Genomic DNA, 19,161 nt, shown 5'->3' on the forward strand with positions numbered 1-19,161 from the left:
GAAAAAGGTCCTTAATTCAGGGATGTGTTTTACGGGTTAGAATGTTGGTGCCCAAGCGCTCAAGCGCCTGGCGCAAACCATCGTCGGCGACAGGTGCGACAGTTTGCACTGCCTGCGCCACGTCCTTCGGATCCAAACGTGCCGGGGCCGTATCCGCTTTGCGTGCCGCAAATGCCACTTGCCCTTCTGCAAAGCCGGTTGGCGCGGTCTGTGTGATCCGAACACGCGCAATCGCATTGTAGCCGTAAACGGCGTTTACCTTAGCGCGAATTTGTTCCTTTTGCATTTCCAGCATCGTGGCTTGCGCCCCGGTGGTCAGCAGTGTCAGCGTCGCCCCCATGCCCCCGCGGGTATAGGACACCTCGACGGGGCGCGCGATTTCAGCCACCGATGGTCCGGCAATTTCGGCCCAATGCGTCAAAAGGCGACTTTGGGCGAATCCCCGGCTCTCAGAGGCCGTGCGGATACGGTCGCCCAGCAAAGAACTGGTGCGTTTGAACCCTTTTGTACTGGCACGGCGCTGCGCCACGGCTATGTTCCCTTCAGAACGACAATAACTTTGGAAGCATCATAGCGTATGCCCACAGCACTGCCAGCGAAACGATTGGTTAAGGATCATAAACATTGTGTGACCTGAGCACAGAATTGCTGGATTGGTATGACCTGCATGCTCGCGCCATGCCGTGGCGCACGCCCCCCGCCGAAAAACAAGCCGGCGTTCGTCCAGACCCCTATAGAATATGGCTATCAGAGGTCATGTTGCAGCAAACGACAGTCGCTGCTGTCACCGAATACTTCAATCGCTTTACCAAACGCTGGCCCACCGTCAGCGCTCTTGCCGCAGCAGATGACGCAGATGTGATGGGCGAATGGGCGGGTCTTGGATATTATGCCCGCGCCCGCAATTTGTTGAAATGCGCCCGCGCCATCGTGGCCGACCATGGCGGCATTTTCCCTGCCGATCATGCCGCGTTGCTAAAGCTGCCCGGCATCGGCCCCTACACGGCGGCGGCCATCAGCTCCATCGCATTTGATCTGCGCCATGTCGTTGTGGATGGCAACGTCGAGCGCGTCATGGCGCGGTTGTACAACGTGCACACGCCACTGCCAGCCGCCAAACCTGAATTGACCACCCTTGCCGAGGCGTTGACACCAAACAGCCGCCCTGGCGATTACGCCCAAGCCGTGATGGATTTGGGCGCCACCCTTTGCACCCCGAAATCCCCCGCCTGCGGCATATGCCCGTGGCGCATGCCCTGTCTGGCAAGACAAGCAGGCACCGCGCAGGACCTTCCCAAGAAAACACCTAAGAAACCCAAACCCGTCCGTCATGGCACGGTGTATCTGGCCCGGCGCAGCGATGGCGCTTGGCTGTTGGAAACCCGCCCCGACAAGGGGCTTTTGGGTGGCATGCTTGGGTGGCCCGGATCAGATTGGGTTGATGTGGCAGATAACCGTCCGGCCGGTATGCCCCCGATCGAAGCCCAATGGTCCCCGCTTGCAGGTGAGGTGCGCCATACGTTTACGCATTTCCATCTGATCTTAACCGTTTTGCATGCAGACACCGACAACACGCCCACGCAAGGCACATTTGTTCCACGCGAGGCATTCCGCCCTTCCGATTTGCCCACAGTCTTTCGCAAAGCCTTCGACTTGATCGCCAATCCGCCGCATTGAGACGCGTTCCGTTTCAGCGTAGTCTTCGCCAAGAACAGCCAAGGACTCCGTCATGACCTTACCTGCCGCAGAATTGTCAAAGCTGACACGGGCCCTGCCCTTTGCCATTTCCCTAGCACTTATCCCCTTGGCATGGATCGGTGCATTTTACGGGGGATGGACGGTTGTTTTGCTGCCTCTCGTTACGTGGTACATGTTTTCGTTTCTGGACGCCGCCATCGGTCTGAACACCGAAAACGGCGATCTGGATGCAACAGACGATGATCTGTTTTGGTACAGCGCCATCACCATCGCTTGGGTGCCTTTGCAATTTCTGACCCTGTTCGGGATGATTTGGTATGTGGCCCCTGCCGAACACCTGTCTTCTTTAGAAAAAGTCGTGCTTTTCTTTGGCGTGGGCGTGATTACGGGCACTGTGGGCATCAACTATAGCCATGAACTGATGCATCAAAAAAACAAACTGGAACGCTTTATGGGCGACGCCTTGCTGGCGATGGTCCTGTATTCGCACTTCCGGTCTGAACACCTGCTTGTGCACCATCGCTATGTCGCAACCCCAAAAGATCCCGTAACAGCACGTTGGAACGAAAGCTTTTACCGATTTTACCCCCGCGTTTTGCGACAGTCCCTTCTGTCTGCGTGGAATGCCGAAAAGGGGATGCTGGCGCGTAAAGATTTGCCATGGTCAGATCGGTCGAACCCGTTTTTCAAATATTGGGCGATGCAAGGCGGTTGTATCGGGCTTGCTGTTATCTTGGGGGGCTGGACGGGCCTTGCATTGTTTTTGATCCAAGCCAGCGTGGCGATCTGGCAATTGGAACTGGTCAACTATGTCGAACACTACGGTTTGACACGGAAACACTTGGGTGATGGCAAATATGAACATGTGCATCCGCACCATTCATGGAACGCTGCGCATAAGGCGTCGAACTGGTTGTTGATCAATCTGCAACGCCACTCGGATCACCATTACAAACCCGATCGCCGTTTTCCAGTGCTGCAAAATTACACCGACGCACAGGCACCGCAACTGCCCTATGGGTATCCGGTCATGACGGTCGCTGCGATGTTTCCACCGCTTTGGCGCAAAGTCATGCACCCGCGCGTACGCAAGTGGCGCGAAATGTATTATCCAGAAATCACCGACTGGAAGCCCTACAACAAAGCGCAAAACCCGCTTCCACGCTGACCACTTCTTAAACATTTGCTGTCAAACGTGTCGGCGCAGATGTGAAAAGTGGATATGTAATGCAAGCTCAAACAGTAGCGTCGAAACCCCGTCCCGAACGGGTGTGCCTAGTCGTAGAAGACAACAAGTTTGACCAAACGCGTATCTCGCGGGCCATGTCACACGGGTGCCGGGACATCAGCCTCGTGTTCACAGACACTTTGGCAAAAGCACGCGCAAAAATCGCTGAAAATCCATTTATGATGATCTTACTGGACAACAACCTGCCGGACGGTATGGGCGCGGATTTTGCCGTGGAATTATCCAAACATCCGACCTATAGCAAAACACCCGTCGTTATGGTCAGCGATTGGCCGTCGCCTTTTATGTGGGCCAAAGCCACCAAGGCCGGTGTCCATTACATCGTCAGCAAAGACGACTTCCATTCCGGATATGTGCAGTCCGCGTTGGAAAAGTCGCAACAACGGGTGCATTAACGGATTGCGCCTTTTTTGCCCCTAGGCCGTCCAGATCACCATTGGGGCATCCAGACCCCGGATGACATGTTCGCCCACGGCGTCCAACGGGTCGTGTGGTTTGGTCACTTTTTCCGACAAGGCTTTTGCGTAGGCGTCGTCGCTGACAATCAATGACACACCCAAAGGCCGCGTTAAGGCCTCAAGGCGGCTGGCCACGTTGACCGTGTTGCCGATGACCGCAAATTCCAGCCGGTTTGCCCCGATATCGCCCACAACGACCGGCCCATAGTGGATACCGAAACTTGCGTGAATTGCAGGCAAACCTTCGCTTTCACGGGCGTCGTTCCAACCTTCCATCGCACGCATCATGGCGCGTGCGCAGCGCAAGGCATTGCTTGCATCACAGGGGCCTGCGACAGGGGTGCCAAAAGTCGCCATCAGCCCATCCCCCAGATATTTGTCCAATGTTCCATCATGCGCAAAAACTTCAGCCTCCATGCGCCCGTGGAATTGCCGCAGCAGGCGAATGACCTCTTCTGGGGGGCGGTTGGCCGATAGCGCTGTAAACCCCACGATGTCCACAAACAGGACTGCGATGTCCTGGTTGCGAATTTGTTTAAGCGGTTCATCGTTATGAGACAGTTCATGCACGACATTCGGCGAGAAATAGCGTGACAAGTTCGCACGTTCCCGTTCAAGACCTGCGTTGCCCAACAAAAGCGTTTCAAACCTGCGCACGGTCAGGGCAAGGGTGTAGCAACAGATCAAAAGTACAACGACCTCTTGGATGCGGCGATCCCAGTTCACATTGTTGGGATCGACAAATTGCGCCATGAGGGTGTCGCTTGGAAAAGCTTGGGCAATGCCCGCGCTGATCTGTGGATAGGTGACCCCAAGCCACCAGATCAAAGCTGTACCGACAAGCCACGACGCAACGGACCAATGACCAAGCGCAAGAATAGTACGCCACGAATAAGACAGCGTTCCCAAGGTCAGAAACACAAAATAATACATAAACGTCTGGAATTCATACACGACGGACGTCGGCCACGGATCAGAGTTGAACGGGTTGGGAAAAAGCAACGCAAAGGTCAACAAAAGCACATCAAACGCTATGAAAAACAGCTCAGCGCCGGATCGGCCAACCCGCCCGACGCGACGCAAAAACCAACCATTCAACGCCACCAAAGCAAGCAGCGCCAAAGAATACAGGACCTCGATGCGCGGATTGAGGAATGGCAACAAAACTGCAATCACCGCGATGGCGGCCCAACGCGCACGCACCGCCAAATTCAAGCCTTCTTGCTTGTGCCGCTCTAAAGCGACTTGCGCAAATTTTCCCGGAGCATCTTCCAAAGATGTGTCTATCGATTGAACGTCCGCCATAGTGTTCGCCTGGTTCCTGCAATGTTAAAGACATTCACACTGCACAGCGCGAAATTCAACCTCATGGGGACATAGAATAGCACTGTTCACAAAAAAACCCCGCCAACGAGGGCGGGGTATAGGTAAGTGCCTATGGTTATAGCCTTGGGTAAAGGCCGCAGGCACCGGCGGTGTTCGTAAAACTTTAATAACTCAGTTGATCATCTCTGCGCGGATTTGCTGGCGCAAAAGATCGATGGGCACTTTCTTTCCATCTTTCTTGTAGCACCAATAGGTCCAGCCATTGCAGCTTGGGGCGCCCTCAAGATGAGCGCCGACCTGATGGATCGATCCTTTGATGTCATCCCCGATCAACGTGCCATCTGCGCGCACTTTGGCTTTGTGACGTTGGTTCAAGGAATATAGCTCTTCGCCCGGGCGCAGCATGCCGCGTTCAACCAATTGGCCAAACGGCACACGGGGTTCAGCCCGCTTAGAGGCACTGACTTGCAACGCTTCGCGGTCAAATTTGCGCACATCAGCAATGCGTTTTTCGGCGACTTCGCGGTACTCAGCTTCGCGTTCGATCCCGATGTATTCACGGCCCAGCATTTTCGCCACGGCCCCTGTTGTTCCCGTTCCAAAGAAAGGGTCCAACACGACGTCGCCCGGATTGGTGGACCCCACCAGAACACGATGCAATAGGCTGTGTGGTTTTTGCGTTGGATGCGCTTTTTCACCGTCTTTGTTCTTCAGACGCTCGTGGCCATTGCAGATCGGCAAGACCCAATCAGATCTCATCTGAATGCCTTCGTTCAACGACTTCAGAGCTTCGTAGTTGAAGGTGTATTTGCTGGATTCTTCTTTGCCCGCCCAAATCATTGTTTCATGGGCATTGGTAAAGCGTTTGCCGCGGAAGTTCGGCATCGGGTTGGACTTGCGCCACACCACGTCGTTCAAAATCCAATATCCTTGGTCCTGCAACGCCGCACCAACACGGAAGATATTATGATAAGATCCGATGACCCAAATTGCGCCATTTGGCTTCAACAAACGCCGGGCCGCTTTGAGCCAAGCATTGGTGAAATCATCATAGGCTTTGAAGCTGGAAAACTGGTCCCAATGATCATCAACCGCATCAACCTTAGAGTTGTCGGGGCGATGCAATTCGCCCTTCAGCTGAAGGTTATACGGCGGGTCTGCAAAGATCAGATCGACTGAATTCGCAGGCAGCGCATTCATCACATCGATGCAATCGCCAGCAAGAATCGTGTTTAGCGGAAGCGCCTCGGCGCTTTTCATATGTTTCGTCATTTGACTGCCTCTGTCCTAGCCGTTTTGGCCCGGGTCATTTTGACCTCGTTGGTTGAGTACCAATGTGAGTCAAAGGCGATTCGCGGTCAAATTCTTTTTGAATCAATCACTTACGATTTTTTCTTGATACAAGATGTTGTGTATGGGTTTGAAAGATCGTCTATGGTGTGGGGTTACCCCAAGATTTTCCAACGCCGACATGTGGCTTTTTGATCCATAACCCATGTTCGTTTCCCAGCCATATCCGGGGTGCTGTTGCGCCAAATCCACTAGGACACGATCTCGACATATTTTGGCCACAATTGAGGCCGCCGCGATGGACAAAGACCGGCTGTCCCCCTTCACCAACGTGGTTGCTGGAATATCAAGGTCGCGAGGAATCATATTACCGTCGATCAACGCATGATCCGCAGGACTTTGCAGCCCCGCAATCGCGCGCACCATCGCAAGATGAGAGGCCCGCAGAATATTCAACCTGTCAATCTCGTCCACGCTGGCATGCGCCACGGAAACATCCGCATTGGCCAGAATAAGCGGATAAAGCTGTTCGCGTTTCTTGGCTGTTAAAGCTTTTGAATCGTTCAAGCCTTCTGGAATGAACCCCGACCTTAAAACAACTGCTGCCGCAGTCACAGGCCCTGCCAATGGCCCGCGCCCCACTTCATCAACGCCCGCAACCCGTCCGCTTATCTGCATCTCGAAAGTAAAATCCGGCACAATAAATCCCCCGCCCGCTTCGCCCCAAGTACACACGCCACTTGTGCGGCTTCAACCGCAACCACGAAAAAGGGGAAGGTGCCCGAACACCTTCCCCAGTTCACGCGACCTCGAAAGGTTGCGCTGCAGGCACACTCTTAGTGGCGTGCCAATTTGTAACCGGCTTTCTGCAGGCACCGTGCGCCATAGCTGTAAATCACACGGTGTTTGCCACGATCAGCGCGCTCACAATGACGCGGCAGGCTGTTCACATGACGGTAATGTTTGTTCAGGCACCCCTGCCCAAAAGCGTTGATGCGGTTACCGTTGCGCAATGGCACAGTGCGCAGGCAGCGGTTGGGCAACACAAACCGACGCGGCAACGGACGCGGGGCGGGATCGGTGTAAGGGCGACGCGGATTGTGAACCCGGGGTTTTGGCTGATGCTGCGCTTCTGCATCATGGCGCTTGTCGTTGATGATCGCACCCAACACGGCCAGACCGACAAGGGCACCCAGCACTTTGGCCACATCATCATCCCCCGCACGGGCAGGTGCCGCAGAAAAGGCCGTCAAGGCAATGGAAACTGCTGCAACGGTGCTGATAAATTTCTTATGGAAGGGAATGCTTGTCATGGCGTGTGATCCTTTTGATTGGTCCGCAACGGGCTGTGCGGTGTTTGTGCAATCAAACTGGGGGCAACCCCGTCCGACAGGCAATAACGGCGCGGTGTTATCGCATATCATGTCCCAAAAGCCTTTGTTGTTATTGAATAACCACGTATTTCCCCCCACAGTTACATCATGAAACACGCATTTCTTATCCTTGCCGCCCTGCTGACATTCAGCAGTCCTGCGCAGGCCCAAAACTGCTATGCCGACTACAAGGCAAAGCAAGATGATCCCTTGCGACTACACTACGGTGTTGCGCAGATATCCGGTGCCTGTTCACCCGGCGCAGCACAGGCCCAATTGGGCCCCCGACTGGCTGCCCAGGGGTGGACCTTGCTTACAATTGTCTCCACCTTCGGGGCAGACGGCCTGAATGAAAGGAAGCAACGTGCTGGATCAAACTACCTCCGCTTCTGAGGCACGACGCTCTGGGACGCGGCTTGTCGGGTTTGGGCTTGCGGCAATCGTGTTGGTTCTGGGCGCAGCTGCCTTTGTGTTGTTCTACAACTTACCGGATGCCAATGCGTTCAATGCCAAAGTGGAAACGATCTTTGTAGAAAACGATCTGACCACGCAGGCAGAAATCAAACTGCTCGAGATTCTTGCACAGTCCGGCACGGCGTTTTCAGACGTTCTTGTGTCCTACCGAACCATCATTTTCGTTTTGCTGGTGTTCGCCACAGCCTTGCTGATAGCCTCACTGGTGTTTCTGGTGATGTTGGTGATCCTGAACCGCCGCATGGCTCAAATTGAACGGGCAGGCATCGAGGTGAACTCGCTTTTGATCAGCCGCGAAGAGAACACCGTCTATCTGAATGACATGGGATTCAAACTGACAGCGGCCGCAATGGAGACGATGTCCATTCTTGCCGAAGCCCGCATGGACGACGATGTTCTGACAGGATCCGAGATCGAAGGCATGATATCAGGACGCAGTGCCGCAGACTGCGAAGAAGCGGCAGGGGCCACGCGGATCAAACGATTGCGCGACACATTGGGCAACCAGATGGTCAGCGAACTTTTGGTCAAAAACATCGCGCGGCGTGGATACATGCTGGCAGTGGGAAAAGACGTGATCAAAGTTGTCTGACGCCTGATTGCCCTTTCCTGCAAAAACCCAGGGGGAGATGCACAAGCACCGGGGGCAGAGCACCTTGAGCCGACGACAAATACAACCAAGGTTTCGGCTGGCCAAAGACCATGCCAGCCCACTAGGGTGCAAAAAACGTCTTTGGAGATCAGCAAATGCCAGCCCCTAAAAACACCTTTAAAGCAGCGCTTTTGAACGGGGACACATTGATCGGATGCTGGCTTAGTCTTGCCAACAGCCACTCGGCTGAGGCAATGGGGGTCGCTGGTTTTGACTGGCTCCTGATTGACGGCGAACATGCCCCAAACGACATTAGATCCATGCGCGAACAAATTATCGCGCTCGACAGCAGCCCGTCCCATGCGATTGTACGGTTGCCCATCGGCGAAACCTATATGGTGAAACAGGTGCTCGACATTGGGGCACAAACTATTCTTGTACCCATGGTCGAAAGCGCTGATGAAGCGCGCGCATTGGTCAAAGCCTGCCGTTATCCACCAACTGGCGTGCGCGGTGTGGGATATGCCGTGACGCGGGCCGGGAAATTTGGAACGATCCCCGACTACGGTACAACGGCAGATGACCAGACATGCCTGCTGGTGCAGGTCGAAAACCGCAAAGGGATCGACGCGCTGGACGATATTCTAAAGGTCGATGGCATTGATGGCGTCTTTGTCGGACCCGCAGATCTGGCCGCTGATATGGGTCACATGGGGGATGCCATGCACCCCGATATGCAACACCTGATCTATAACAGCATCGCAAAAATCGCGGCCGCAGGCGTTGCACCCGGCATCTTAAGCCTGAACGATGAAATGACCACCAAAGCCATGGACGCAGGGGCGCGTTTTGTTGCCGTCGGGGTGGACATGCTGACACTGGTCAACGCATCCAAAGATCTGGTCAAAAAGTGGAAATCTTAGGTGCCTAGCCACTTTTGATTTGCGCAGCGGCTTGGGTATATCCCCCTGAAGCACCGTCGATGAAATGCACATGTGTGTTGACCATGGGGGACGGCACAATGCACGTCATCATGGCTTCGTCTTGGGTGTGCAGACCATAATTCAGAATACCATCCGCACGGGCACCATCAAGAATGGCCTGTAAATCGGCCTGCGTGGCAGCATCACAATCAATAGTCATTTTCAGACCATCATCGAATTTTCGATAGTCCGCATTGCTGGCAACCTCGCGACGGTACTTTTTGGGATCAAAGCCACCAATGGACAGGCCTAGGTTCAACAAAAGCCACGCGATTGCTGTTTCAAACAAAACCTGTCGTTTCCGTTTGGCCAAAGGCATATCTTTTTGGCTGACTTTCGCGTCCAGCTCGTAATTCTGCGGCGGCCATTTGGTACCGGGGCCAATCTCGGGGGATGGGTGCCCTCCCCGATCAAGTTGGCCAGCCCGTGTCAGTACGGTGGTGCACACATCCGAAAATGCCTTTGGATCAATGCCTGCAGCAGGCTGAATGACGACTGATAATATAGTGCCGGATCGCGCCTTCATATGGCTCCAACGGCATGAAAGCCCCTCCAAATCCGGCAAAGTACCACTGGGTGCCGCCGGAATATTATGTGCGCCCGCTTTCATTTCCGCTTCGGCCCACGATATTCCGCCACCGGAAAACATCGCATAATCCACGCCCTCCGACGCTTGATACCGCGCCACCGCAACATCGTATCCCGCGCGGCGAATGTCGCCCACCGAAACCATAGCCACACGCAACTCAATGCCAAACATCTCTTGCGCCCAAACCTGCACAGCGGCCAACGCCTTTGCGGCTGTTTCGGCGTGGGACGCGGGGCATGCAAAGGCAGCCCCGTCTCCGCCAAACACATATGGCAATGCGCGCCCTTTGGCGGCGTTGACCTGCGCCGAGATCACAGCCGCCCCGACCATATTCACTGTTTTGTAACGGCCTTTGGCGATTTCACCGGTGGAGCCCACAATATCCGACGTGCCGACCATCCAATCGTCCGGCAGCGCTGTGTAAACTTCGGCACTTGCGAACTCCACAAAAGTGTCTCGGGTCGGCAACATACCGTAGAATTCAAATTCTTTTTCCATGCATCATAGCTAGCGCGGCATCCCCATGAAACCAACTGCAAACACTTGTACACGGTCATATCCCATGTCAGTCAGGCGCAGTGCCCGTCAAAAACGACAAAGGCAAAAGGGGAATCCAGCATGCAAATCGGCCTTATCCTTCTGACAGTCGCATATGTACTTAGCCAATTTTTCAGGGCGTTTCTTGCCGTGCTCAGCGGGCCTTTGCAACAGGATCTGGGCGTTGATGCCGAAGCGTTGGCCTTTGCATCGGGACTTTGGTTTATCAGCTTTGCAGCCATGCAAATTCCAGTAGGATGGGCCTTGGATACAATCGGCCCCAAACGTACAGCGTCAGCGCTTATGCTGGTGGGATGTGGCGGCGGCGCTATGCTGTTTGCTGCGGCCGGATCGGCCTTGCACATCAACCTGGCCATGATTCTGATCGGGATCGGCTGCTCACCTGTCCTTATGGCGTCTTTCTATATTTTTGCCCGCGAGTTTTCGCCGCAAAAATTTGCAACATTGGCGGGGTTGATCATCGGGATCGGGACCTTGGGCAATCTGATCTCGTCCTATCCAATGGCTTTGGCCGAAGATCTTGTCGGTTGGCGCACATCAATGCTTGCGCTGGCGGGCCTAAGTGCCCTGGTCGCTGTTGGCGTGCAATTCACCGTCCGCGATCCGGCCAAAACACAAGCAACCACAAAGGGGTCGTTGCTGGACCTGTTGCGCATGCCTGTGATCTGGTTGATCTTGCCGATTGCCTTGGTCAATTACATGCCTCCCGGCGCGATACGTGGGATCTGGATTGGGCCGTATCTACAAGACGTTTTTGGATATGACACAGCGCAAGTGGGCATCGCGTCTATGGTCATGAGCGCAGCAATGATCGGAGGCGTTTTGCTGTATGGTCCGCTTGATCGCATCTTTGGAACACGCAAATGGGTCATCGTTGCGGGGTCCGCACTGACGCTGGCTTGCATCGGCTGGCTTTGGATGTTTCCAGCCGCATCGCCTGTCGTATCCATTGCAATGATGTCTGGCGTCGGGTTCTTTGGGGCAACTTTCCCGGTGATCATGGCGCACGGCAAAAGCTTTTTCCCGGCGCATCTGGCAGGGCGGGGTGTCACCTTGTTGAACCTGTTTGGCATCGGCGGGGTCGGATTGGCGCAATTTGCAACCGGGCGCTTGCACACGGCCTATCAAGGCAGCGACGTGACGGCGCCCTACACAGCAGTGTTCGGGTTCCTTGGGTTGATGCTGGCAGTGGGTCTGGTTCTGTATCTGTTTTCCAAAGACAACACTGGCTGAATGCGCCGTTTTCTTTGAAAGAAACCGGGCCCGAAAAATTGAATTTTTCGGCTCCCCTTCCCCCTATGGGGAATCCCGTGTAAAGGGCGCTCACCATCCCTATTATATTGGAGTAAATCAGATGGGTTACCGCGTCGTTGTCGCGGGTGCCACAGGCAATGTGGGCCGCGAAATGCTGAACATTCTGGCTGAACGCCAGTTCCCCGTAGACGAAATCGCCGTTTTGGCGTCCCGCCGTTCTCTCGGCACGGAAGTCACGTTTGGCGACAAAACACTGAAGACGAAGGACCTGGACACATTTGATTTCACGGGCTGGGACATTGCGCTCTTCGCCATCGGCTCAGACGCCACGAAGAAATACGCCCCAAAGGCGGCAGCTGATGGCTGCATCGTCATCGATAACTCGTCGCTGTATCGCTACGACCCCGATGTGCCGTTGATCGTGCCAGAAGTGAACCCCGAAGCGATCATGGACTATTCCAAGAAAAACATCATCGCCAACCCCAACTGTTCCACTGCACAGATGGTTGTGGCGCTGAAGCCTTTGCATGACCGCACGCCGATCAAACGGGTGGTGGTGTCGACCTATCAGGCGGTGTCTGGTGCCGGCAAAGAAGGCGCTGACGAGCTTTGGGATCAGACCAAGTCCATCTATAATCCTGTGGATGACAAGCCGGCAAAAAAGTTCACCAAGCAGATCGCCTTCAACGTGATCCCGCATATTGATTCCTTCATGGAAGACGGCACCACCAAAGAAGAATGGAAAATGATGGTCGAGACGAAGAAAATCGTCGATCCCTCCATCAAAGTCACGGCGACTTGTGTGCGCGTTCCTGTGTTTGTAGGCCATTGCGAAGCCATCAACATCGAGTTTGAGGATTTCCTCGACGAAGACGAAGCCCGCGACATCCTGCGTCAGGCCCCCGGCGTCATGGTGATCGATAAGCGCGAAGACGGCGGCTATGTCTCGCCCATCGAATGTGTTGGCGAATATGCGACGTTTATCAGCCGCATCCGCCAGGACAGTACAATCGACAACGGCCTGAATATGTGGTGCGTGTCGGACAACCTGCGCAAGGGTGCAGCCCTGAACGCGGTGCAAATCGCGGAAACGCTCGGTACGCGGGTTTTGAAAAAAGGCTGAAACCTGCCGACGCTTGAAACTTTCAAAGGGGTGCCCACGCCGTGCCCCTTTTCTTTTGTCTGTGTTCCCGCCACCTTAGGGCAGAAATTACCAAAGGTTGCCCCCATGCGTATGATAACGATTGCCGCCCTCGTCGCTTTGCCCGGATTTGCGATGGCCGACACAATGACGGTTTACAGCCAGCCCAATGCAGTACGCATTTTCCCAGGGGCAACACAGGTCACGCGTGTTGTCACGTTTGAGATGCCTGCGGGCCAACACAGTATACTTTTCCCAGATTTGCCCCAAGATGTAGCGCCAAGTTTGGTAGAAGTGCGCTTGGAAGGTGCGCAAATCACAGGCCGCAGCTTTATCGAGTCTTCTGAAGCGGTGGTTCTGCCAGACACATCGGAACGCTACCTTGCTGCCCAAGCCGACTATGATACGGCACTTGCGCGCTATGAAGCGGTACAAGATCAAATCAAAACAGCCGAAGCGCAAGTCACTGCTGCAAACGGCCAAGTCAGTTTCCTCAATGGACTGTCCAAAAACGAAGGGTTGCCAAATGGCGTAGACACTCTGCGCGAGCTTTCGCGGATGGTCTTTGAGGAAACGGCCAAGGCACAGTCGGCTATCATTCAGGCGCAGGCAGACATCCGGCGCCTCAAAGACGACCTAGACCGGCTGGGGCTTGCGGTAGACAACGCCGCCGTCTTGGTTGATACCGCAAAAACACCACGCGAAGACGCAATGCAAATGTCCTTAAGTGCCAATGTCCCAGCAGCTGGTTCTGTCACGGCCAACATTACCTACATTATGGCGTCTGCCCAGTGGTTCCCGAACTACCGTATGGACCTCGCCACCGGAGACACCCCATCGCTGAGCGTGGACCGCTTTGCCACGATACAGCAACGCACAGGTGAAAACTGGAACAACGTGACACTGTCGCTCTCAACGCTTTCACCGCTCAGCGAAACATCTCCATCGCGTCCCTTTGCCCAACGGCTTCGCATCCAGGCCCCTGCGCAAAAGTTAAGCGTAAGTTCCCGGTCACTTGATGCAGGTGCCCTCGCGGACGGCATTATGGAAGCCCCTGTGATCATCGAAGAAGCCCAAGGCAGCACGCCCTCTATGGCAGGCCCCGGAACGCTTTACGAATTTCCGCAAAAGGTGTCGTTGTTGTCCGGTTTCACGCAAGCGCAGCTGGCATTAGGCACTCTGACGTTTACGCCCGAACTCAGCGCTGAAGCCACTCCGCGTGTCGACGCCACCGCCTTTAGAAAAGTGCTGTTTACAAACGACAGCACCGAGCGGCTGCTGCAATCACAGTACGCCGTTCTTTATGTGGATGGACGTCTGATGGGCGACACTGAAATTGAGACAATCGAACCCACCCAAGAGGCCGACCTGTTCTTTGGCCCCATCGACGGGTTGCTGGTGTCGCGCACCGTTCTGGATCGCAACGAAGGGGACCGGGGCTTTGTCACGCGGTCTAACGAGAACAGCGAAGACATCCGCATCGACATCGAGAACCTCACGGACCGCGCCTGGGATGTGGCTGTGTTTGACGGCGTGCCATATGGCGAACAAGAGGACCTTGTGATTGACTGGACGGCCTCTCCGAAGCCGGACCAGATCAACGACGACGACCGTCGCGGTATCTTGCGGTGGGACCTGAACGCCGCGTCAGGATCAAAGCAAAGCATCTCCATCAAAACAAAAATCACGTGGCCTGAAGGTCTGGAATTGCGCTGATCCGTTTCATTTGAACAAAACCCGATCCAATTCTTAAAGGGCATTGCAATCAATCTGTGCGAACTTGCCTGTAATCCGGTGTGGGGCCGGTTCGTAAGGGTGAGTGGAGATAGGTGAATGTTTACGCTATTTGAGCCGACGCATAACTATGGCAGAGGCAAACAGGACGGGTTGCCCGAAAAAGTAACCAAACAGGAAATGCTTCGCATTTTTTCACAAGAATTGCAGCGGGGCGAACGACAGAATACGCCGCCCCCTGTTGGATCATGGTCCAAATTCAAGGCGCGTGTGATGGTGGCCCACGTTCTCAGGAACCGCATCCAATAGGTCAAAACCGCTCTGCACGCAGGACCTGACAGTTGGTCACACTGACCACACCGATGTGGGTTTCGACCACTGCGAAGGCCGCTTGCAGCAGTGCATCGACCTCGTTAGGCCTGCGGATGCATACGACTTGCACCATCCCGCTCGCCCGACTGACCTGGCCTTCACGCGACCACGCGCCAGATCGGCCTGAGCCACCCAGCACCGGCAAAATTGTGTATCCCGTCACCCCCGCATTTTCCAATGCCTGCGTCAGCCGTTTTTGCATGATCGCTTCGATGGTAATCTCGATCCGTTTTGCGTTGTGCATTTGCATGGGTCAGCCTCCGGTCACCATTTGGGCTACCGCCAGATACAGCGGAATGCCCAAGGTCAGATTAAAGGGGAAAGTAACCCCAAGAGAAAGAGTAAGATAAATAGACGGTTCCGCCTCTGGCAAGGCGACACGCATGGCCGCGGGCACCGCGATGTAACTGGCCGATGCGCTTAGGACCATCATCAGCAAAACGCCACCCGTGGACAGGCCCAACAAAACACCAAATCCCAAGCCCGCGACACTGCCGATCAATGGCATCACCACACCAAAAGCCAGCAAGCCCGGGCGCATCACGCGCCCCCCCTGCCGCAACCCGCGTCCAGCAACCAGGCCCATATCAAGCAAGAACAGACACAACACACCTTTGAAGGGCGCTACGATGAAGCTTTCAATTTCGGCCAATCCCTCTTTGCCGGTCGCCATGCCGATAAAGAACGATCCCACCAGTAAAACGATGGACCCGTTTAACAGAATCTCCCGCCACAAATCGCTTTCCATTTTACGCCCACCTGCACCGCGCGACACCAGCCAAAGGGCAGACAAGATAGCAGGTGCTTCCATCGCGGCCGCCACCGCGACCATATACCCTTCGTAGGTTAAACCCGCGCTTTCAAGCACGCTGGTGCCGGCCACAAAGGTCACAATCGAAATCGACCCGTAGTGCGCGGCGACTGCGGCAGCATCCAGACGGGACAGGCCCGACATCACCTGCAAAAGCGCAAAAGCGATCAAGGGCAAGGCAAACGACAAAACGATGCCAGCCAACAAGGACAGGCCCAGTGTCAGGTCTATTCCATGATCTGCCACGCTGACCCCGCCTTTGAAGCCGATGGCAAACAACAGGTAGATCGACATGCCCTTGGCCACCGCTTCGGGAATTGTCAGGTCTGAACGGGCCAAAGACGCTGCGACCCCCAAGGCAAAGGACAAAATGATAGGGGACAACAGATTGTTGGCAGCGAGCGTGAAAATATCCATTGCGCGGATCCTTTGCTGATGGTGCTGCTTCCCTAAAGGACTATGAAGATAATAATAAATATATATTTGCGACCAAATTGTTCTATGAAACAGAATATGGATACTTTGAATTATCACCATCTGCGGTATTTCCGTGAGGTCGCCAACGAAGGACATCTTGGCCACGCCGCTGCACGGCTTAACGTGTCCCAATCCGCCCTTTCGATCCAGATCCGTCAACTGGAAGACCGTCTGGGGCATGACCTGTTCGACCGTGTGGGCCGTAAACTGGTTCTAACCGAAGCCGGACGCATCGCATTGGACCACTCTGAACGCATCTTTGGGGCGGGCAGCGAATTGTTGGCCGCTTTGCGTCAAAGCAGCACCGCCCGTCCACCTTTGCGGGTCGGGGCGCTATCAACCTTGTCGCGCAACTTTCAGCTGCAATTTTTGAGCCCCATTCTGGCGTCGAATGATACGCCTATTACATTGAAATCAGGCAATATCGATCTGTTGCTGAATGATTTGCAAGCCCTTGCGTTGGATGTCGTCTTAACAACCGCCTTACCATCAGGCACGACCACAACCCACTTCGCTGCGCAACGTATTGATGAACAGATCGTAGGCGTCCATGGCCCAGCCGAAAGGCTTAAGTATCCCGATCTTAAGTCGCTTCTGAACCATGAACCTTTGATCTTGCCAACAGACAGCGCCATTCGCGCTGCATTTGAAAATCTGATCGTCCAGATGGGTATCACGCCCAACATCGCGGCGGACGTTGACGACATGGCAATGGTGCGCTTGCTGACGCGCGAAGGTCTTGGTGTCGCCATCGCCCCGGCCGTTGTTTTTGCTGATGAAATTGCGAACGGATTGCTGGCAACGGCCCCGTTCGACTTGAACATTTCGGAGCCTTTTTACGCCGTAACTCTGCCGCGTAGCTTTCCACATCCTGCATTGACGCAATTGCTACATCATGAAGGCACCGGGTGACTTTTCCGTAAACACACGAATGTAATCGCCGGGTGATGACCCCGCCCAATAGACCCACAACCGGTTCGGATCTTCATCGTCCACCCAAACCATGTCGCCTTGCTCAAGCCCTCGCAGTTCGGTCGAGATGTATTTGACAGATGTGTTCGCAAGAAAATCGGTAGCCCCCATCGTGTCCTGAAACGCTGCAATTCCCAAAATGGGCGCATCAAACAGTACGGTTCCGATGTGAATACCCGACAAGCTGTCAAAGAAAACATAGTGACTGGCCACAACCGTGCCCGCTGTGATAGCGCCGTTTACGCCGCCGATATCGACGCCTATAGATGTTTGCAGTTCGATGTTCTGATCTTCATCAAAAGCATACAAATTGTCGTCGTCAAACGTATCTGCGCCAACAGCAAAGGATGTGTCGGTGTCCAGCTTAACGAACTGTCCTTGTCCATTTTGGCGTAAAATTTCACCATCCAAAACAGTGGCATGCGCTGCATCAAAGATGCCAAAACACATGATAATGCCCAGTATCGTTTTCATTTCGTTTGCCTTCACAATGTGAAGACAACGCTACTCTGAGGACCGATTTTACACCAGCGTTCCGCGCGAGTCTCGCGGGAACGTGAGATCACAGACGCCTGTGCAAAACTGCTTAAATAGAAACCTTACACTGCGTAAAATGACTGGGTTTCGTGATCGTAATGCTCCAGACCACCTTCACCAATGTCTGTCCAAAGACCATGAATACTTAGATCACCCTTATCAACGCGTGACCGGATGAACGGAAAGGTCAGCAGGTTTTCCAAAGACGCAACAACGGCGTGTTTTTCCAACAAGCGGCTTTGCTGCGCGGGGTCCGGTTCATCGGCCACAAGGTCGTACTTTGGACGCAAAATATCCATCCAACGCCCCACAAAGCTTTCCTTTGCTTCCAATTCAGGCGCGTGCCCCTGACACATGTCGATACATCCTTGCACGCCACCGCAACTGGAATGCCCTAAAACAATCAAATGCGCGACATTTAGCACCGTGACGGCGTATTCGATGGCAGCGCTTGTGCCATGGTGATCGCCGTCCGGCAGGTATTCCGGCACAAGGTTGGCAATGTTTCGGTGAATAAAGAACTCGCCTTGGTCTGCCCCAAAGATCGAGGTCACATGTACCCGGCTGTCGCAGCATGAAATCACCATAGCACGTGGACGTTGCCCCTCGGTGGCAAGGCGGCGATACCATTGCTGGTTCTCTTTGTATCCTGTGGCTTTCCAGCCGTGATAGCGTTGAAGCAAATAGGCGGGCAACGGCTTTACGTTGTGCATGATGTCATTCCTTGGACGTGTATTACCTTCGCCATTACCCTGAATTTGCGTCGAATTCGAGGGAAAATGCACAGCTATCATAACCATTTGGGAAGGAAACCGGTGCGATACCTGATGCCTAAGCCGTGGGGGCAAATTGCAAAGGGTGAGTGCAATGAGACAAATAACACAGATAAAACCGCTTGAGGCGGTGCGCGTCGATCATGAACGATTGGGCGCATTGTATACGCAATTGGGGGAAGCAAGTGCAGAAGACGTGGTTTGCCGCGCCATGGAGGAGCTGGCGTTGCGCTTGTCGCACTGCGACCGCTTGTTCCGTAAGTCTGATTGGGTAGAGCTGCGCAAAAGTGCCAGGTCCCTGATTGCGATCGCAGATCAGATCGGCATGTCAGACGTTTCGCGCGTTGCAGGGCATGTGACGGAATGTATCGACACTGAAGACGACGTGGCACTGGCCGCGACCTTGCAACGGCTGATGCGCACCGGCGAAGGGTCGTTAACAGCAATCTGGGACAGTCAGGATATCACCATCTGATCTTCGGCTTGCGGTCCAACATTCA

Annotated in this window: 21 protein-coding genes; 11 read left to right on the forward strand and 10 right to left on the reverse strand. The window is 54.4% G+C overall.

All coding sequences use genetic code 11. The features are described 5' to 3' along the window. Nucleotides 1–16: 16 nt before the first annotated feature. Nucleotides 17–529 carry a DUF721 domain-containing protein gene (locus ASD8599_RS18320; RefSeq protein WP_108829879.1) on the reverse strand — a complete coding sequence of 171 codons (513 nt, stop codon included), beginning with the start codon at nt 527–529 and terminating at the stop codon, nt 17–19. A gap of 95 nt (nt 530–624) precedes the next feature. Between ASD8599_RS18320 and mutY the strand changes: the two genes are divergently transcribed. Genes mutY through ASD8599_RS18335 form a run of 3 tightly spaced genes read left to right on the forward strand, consistent with a single transcriptional unit; the run spans nt 625 to nt 3,342 of the window. Beyond that, complete coding sequence (gene mutY / locus ASD8599_RS18325) at nt 625–1,677, forward strand: A/G-specific adenine glycosylase (RefSeq protein ID WP_281261561.1); 1,053 nt, start codon at nt 625–627, stop codon at nt 1,675–1,677. A gap of 52 nt (nt 1,678–1,729) precedes the next feature. After that, nucleotides 1,730–2,866 (forward strand): alkane 1-monooxygenase, encoded by a 1,137-nt coding sequence (locus tag ASD8599_RS18330; RefSeq protein ID WP_108829880.1) that lies wholly within the window; start codon nt 1,730–1,732, stop codon nt 2,864–2,866. A gap of 59 nt (nt 2,867–2,925) precedes the next feature. Further along, the gene (locus tag ASD8599_RS18335) at nt 2,926–3,342 is read left to right on the forward strand and encodes a response regulator (RefSeq protein ID WP_108829881.1); all 417 of its coding nucleotides are present in this window, start codon (nt 2,926–2,928) and stop codon (nt 3,340–3,342) included. Between the two features lie 21 nt (nt 3,343–3,363). On the opposite strand, the gene ASD8599_RS18340 is transcribed toward ASD8599_RS18335, so the two are convergent. The 4 genes from ASD8599_RS18340 to ASD8599_RS18355 form a co-directional block, all read right to left on the reverse strand. Further along, nucleotides 3,364–4,710 carry an adenylate/guanylate cyclase domain-containing protein gene (locus ASD8599_RS18340; RefSeq protein WP_108829882.1) on the reverse strand — a complete coding sequence of 449 codons (1,347 nt, stop codon included), beginning with the start codon at nt 4,708–4,710 and terminating at the stop codon, nt 3,364–3,366. Nucleotides 4,711–4,902: 192 nt separating this feature from the next. Beyond that, nucleotides 4,903–6,003, reverse strand: a complete 1,101-nt coding sequence (locus ASD8599_RS18345; RefSeq protein ID WP_108829883.1) for a site-specific DNA-methyltransferase — start codon at nt 6,001–6,003, stop codon at nt 4,903–4,905. 102 nt (nt 6,004–6,105) lie between these two features. Further along, a complete protein-coding gene (locus tag ASD8599_RS18350; RefSeq protein ID WP_422664770.1) occupies nt 6,106–6,723 on the reverse strand; it encodes a ribonuclease HII in 618 nt (205 codons plus the stop codon). A gap of 134 nt (nt 6,724–6,857) precedes the next feature. Next, nucleotides 6,858–7,334: a hypothetical protein gene (locus ASD8599_RS18355; protein WP_108829885.1), complete on the reverse strand. Its 477-nt coding sequence runs from the start codon at nt 7,332–7,334 to the stop codon at nt 6,858–6,860. 168 nt (nt 7,335–7,502) lie between these two features. Here ASD8599_RS18355 and ASD8599_RS18360 point away from each other — a divergent pair, with 168 nt between their 5' ends. From ASD8599_RS18360 to ASD8599_RS18370, 3 genes are all read left to right on the forward strand, one after another. Next, nucleotides 7,503–7,787, forward strand: a complete 285-nt coding sequence (locus ASD8599_RS18360) for a hypothetical protein (RefSeq protein ID WP_108829886.1) — start codon at nt 7,503–7,505, stop codon at nt 7,785–7,787. Further along, complete coding sequence (locus tag ASD8599_RS18365) at nt 7,759–8,460, forward strand: winged helix-turn-helix domain-containing protein (RefSeq protein WP_108829887.1); 702 nt, start codon at nt 7,759–7,761, stop codon at nt 8,458–8,460. The genes ASD8599_RS18360 and ASD8599_RS18365 overlap by 29 nt, the downstream gene beginning before the upstream one ends. 155 nt (nt 8,461–8,615) lie before the next feature. Beyond that, a complete protein-coding gene (locus ASD8599_RS18370; RefSeq protein WP_108829888.1) occupies nt 8,616–9,383 on the forward strand; it encodes an HpcH/HpaI aldolase family protein in 768 nt (255 codons plus the stop codon). A gap of 4 nt (nt 9,384–9,387) precedes the next feature. Here the strand turns inward: ASD8599_RS18370 and ASD8599_RS18375 are convergent, their stop codons facing one another. Beyond that, nucleotides 9,388–10,530, reverse strand: coding sequence for a DUF3095 domain-containing protein (locus tag ASD8599_RS18375; RefSeq protein WP_108829889.1), 1,143 nt, complete (start codon nt 10,528–10,530; stop codon nt 9,388–9,390). A gap of 120 nt (nt 10,531–10,650) precedes the next feature. Between ASD8599_RS18375 and ASD8599_RS18380 the strand changes: the two genes are divergently transcribed. The 3 genes from ASD8599_RS18380 (at nt 10,651) to ASD8599_RS18390 (ending at nt 14,701) form a co-directional block, all read left to right on the forward strand. Beyond that, a complete protein-coding gene (locus ASD8599_RS18380) occupies nt 10,651–11,823 on the forward strand; it encodes an MFS transporter (protein WP_108829890.1) in 1,173 nt (390 codons plus the stop codon). A 121-nt stretch (nt 11,824–11,944) separates the two neighbouring features. Next, the gene (locus ASD8599_RS18385) at nt 11,945–12,967 is read left to right on the forward strand and encodes an aspartate-semialdehyde dehydrogenase (protein WP_108829891.1); all 1,023 of its coding nucleotides are present in this window, start codon (nt 11,945–11,947) and stop codon (nt 12,965–12,967) included. A gap of 105 nt (nt 12,968–13,072) precedes the next feature. Next, complete coding sequence (locus tag ASD8599_RS18390) at nt 13,073–14,701, forward strand: DUF4139 domain-containing protein (RefSeq protein WP_108829892.1); 1,629 nt, start codon at nt 13,073–13,075, stop codon at nt 14,699–14,701. A gap of 328 nt (nt 14,702–15,029) precedes the next feature. Here ASD8599_RS18390 and ASD8599_RS18400 read toward each other — a convergent pair whose 3' ends face one another. After that, the gene (locus ASD8599_RS18400) at nt 15,030–15,341 is read right to left on the reverse strand and encodes a P-II family nitrogen regulator (protein ID WP_108829894.1); all 312 of its coding nucleotides are present in this window, start codon (nt 15,339–15,341) and stop codon (nt 15,030–15,032) included. 3 nt (nt 15,342–15,344) lie between these two features. Then, nucleotides 15,345–16,319: a sodium-dependent bicarbonate transport family permease gene (locus ASD8599_RS18405; RefSeq protein ID WP_108829895.1), complete on the reverse strand. Its 975-nt coding sequence runs from the start codon at nt 16,317–16,319 to the stop codon at nt 15,345–15,347. A gap of 96 nt (nt 16,320–16,415) precedes the next feature. Between ASD8599_RS18405 and ASD8599_RS18410 the strand changes: the two genes are divergently transcribed. Next, nucleotides 16,416–17,291 carry a LysR family transcriptional regulator gene (locus ASD8599_RS18410; RefSeq protein ID WP_108829896.1) on the forward strand — a complete coding sequence of 292 codons (876 nt, stop codon included), beginning with the start codon at nt 16,416–16,418 and terminating at the stop codon, nt 17,289–17,291. On the opposite strand, the gene ASD8599_RS18415 is transcribed toward ASD8599_RS18410, so the two are convergent. After that, complete coding sequence (locus ASD8599_RS18415) at nt 17,268–17,825, reverse strand: hypothetical protein (protein WP_108829897.1); 558 nt, start codon at nt 17,823–17,825, stop codon at nt 17,268–17,270. The genes ASD8599_RS18410 and ASD8599_RS18415 overlap by 24 nt on opposite strands. A 125-nt stretch (nt 17,826–17,950) precedes the next feature. Next, nucleotides 17,951–18,601: a carbonic anhydrase gene (locus ASD8599_RS18420; protein WP_108829898.1), complete on the reverse strand. Its 651-nt coding sequence runs from the start codon at nt 18,599–18,601 to the stop codon at nt 17,951–17,953. Nucleotides 18,602–18,755: 154 nt separating this feature from the next. On the opposite strand from ASD8599_RS18420, the gene ASD8599_RS18425 reads away from it, so the two are divergent. After that, on the forward strand, nt 18,756–19,136 hold the full coding sequence (locus tag ASD8599_RS18425; protein WP_181364535.1) for a hypothetical protein: 381 nt from the start codon (nt 18,756–18,758) through the stop codon (nt 19,134–19,136). Nucleotides 19,137–19,161 lie beyond the last annotated feature (25 nt).

This window comes from Ascidiaceihabitans donghaensis (assembly GCF_900302465.1).
Classification (GTDB): Bacteria; Pseudomonadota; Alphaproteobacteria; order Rhodobacterales; family Rhodobacteraceae; genus Ascidiaceihabitans; species Ascidiaceihabitans donghaensis.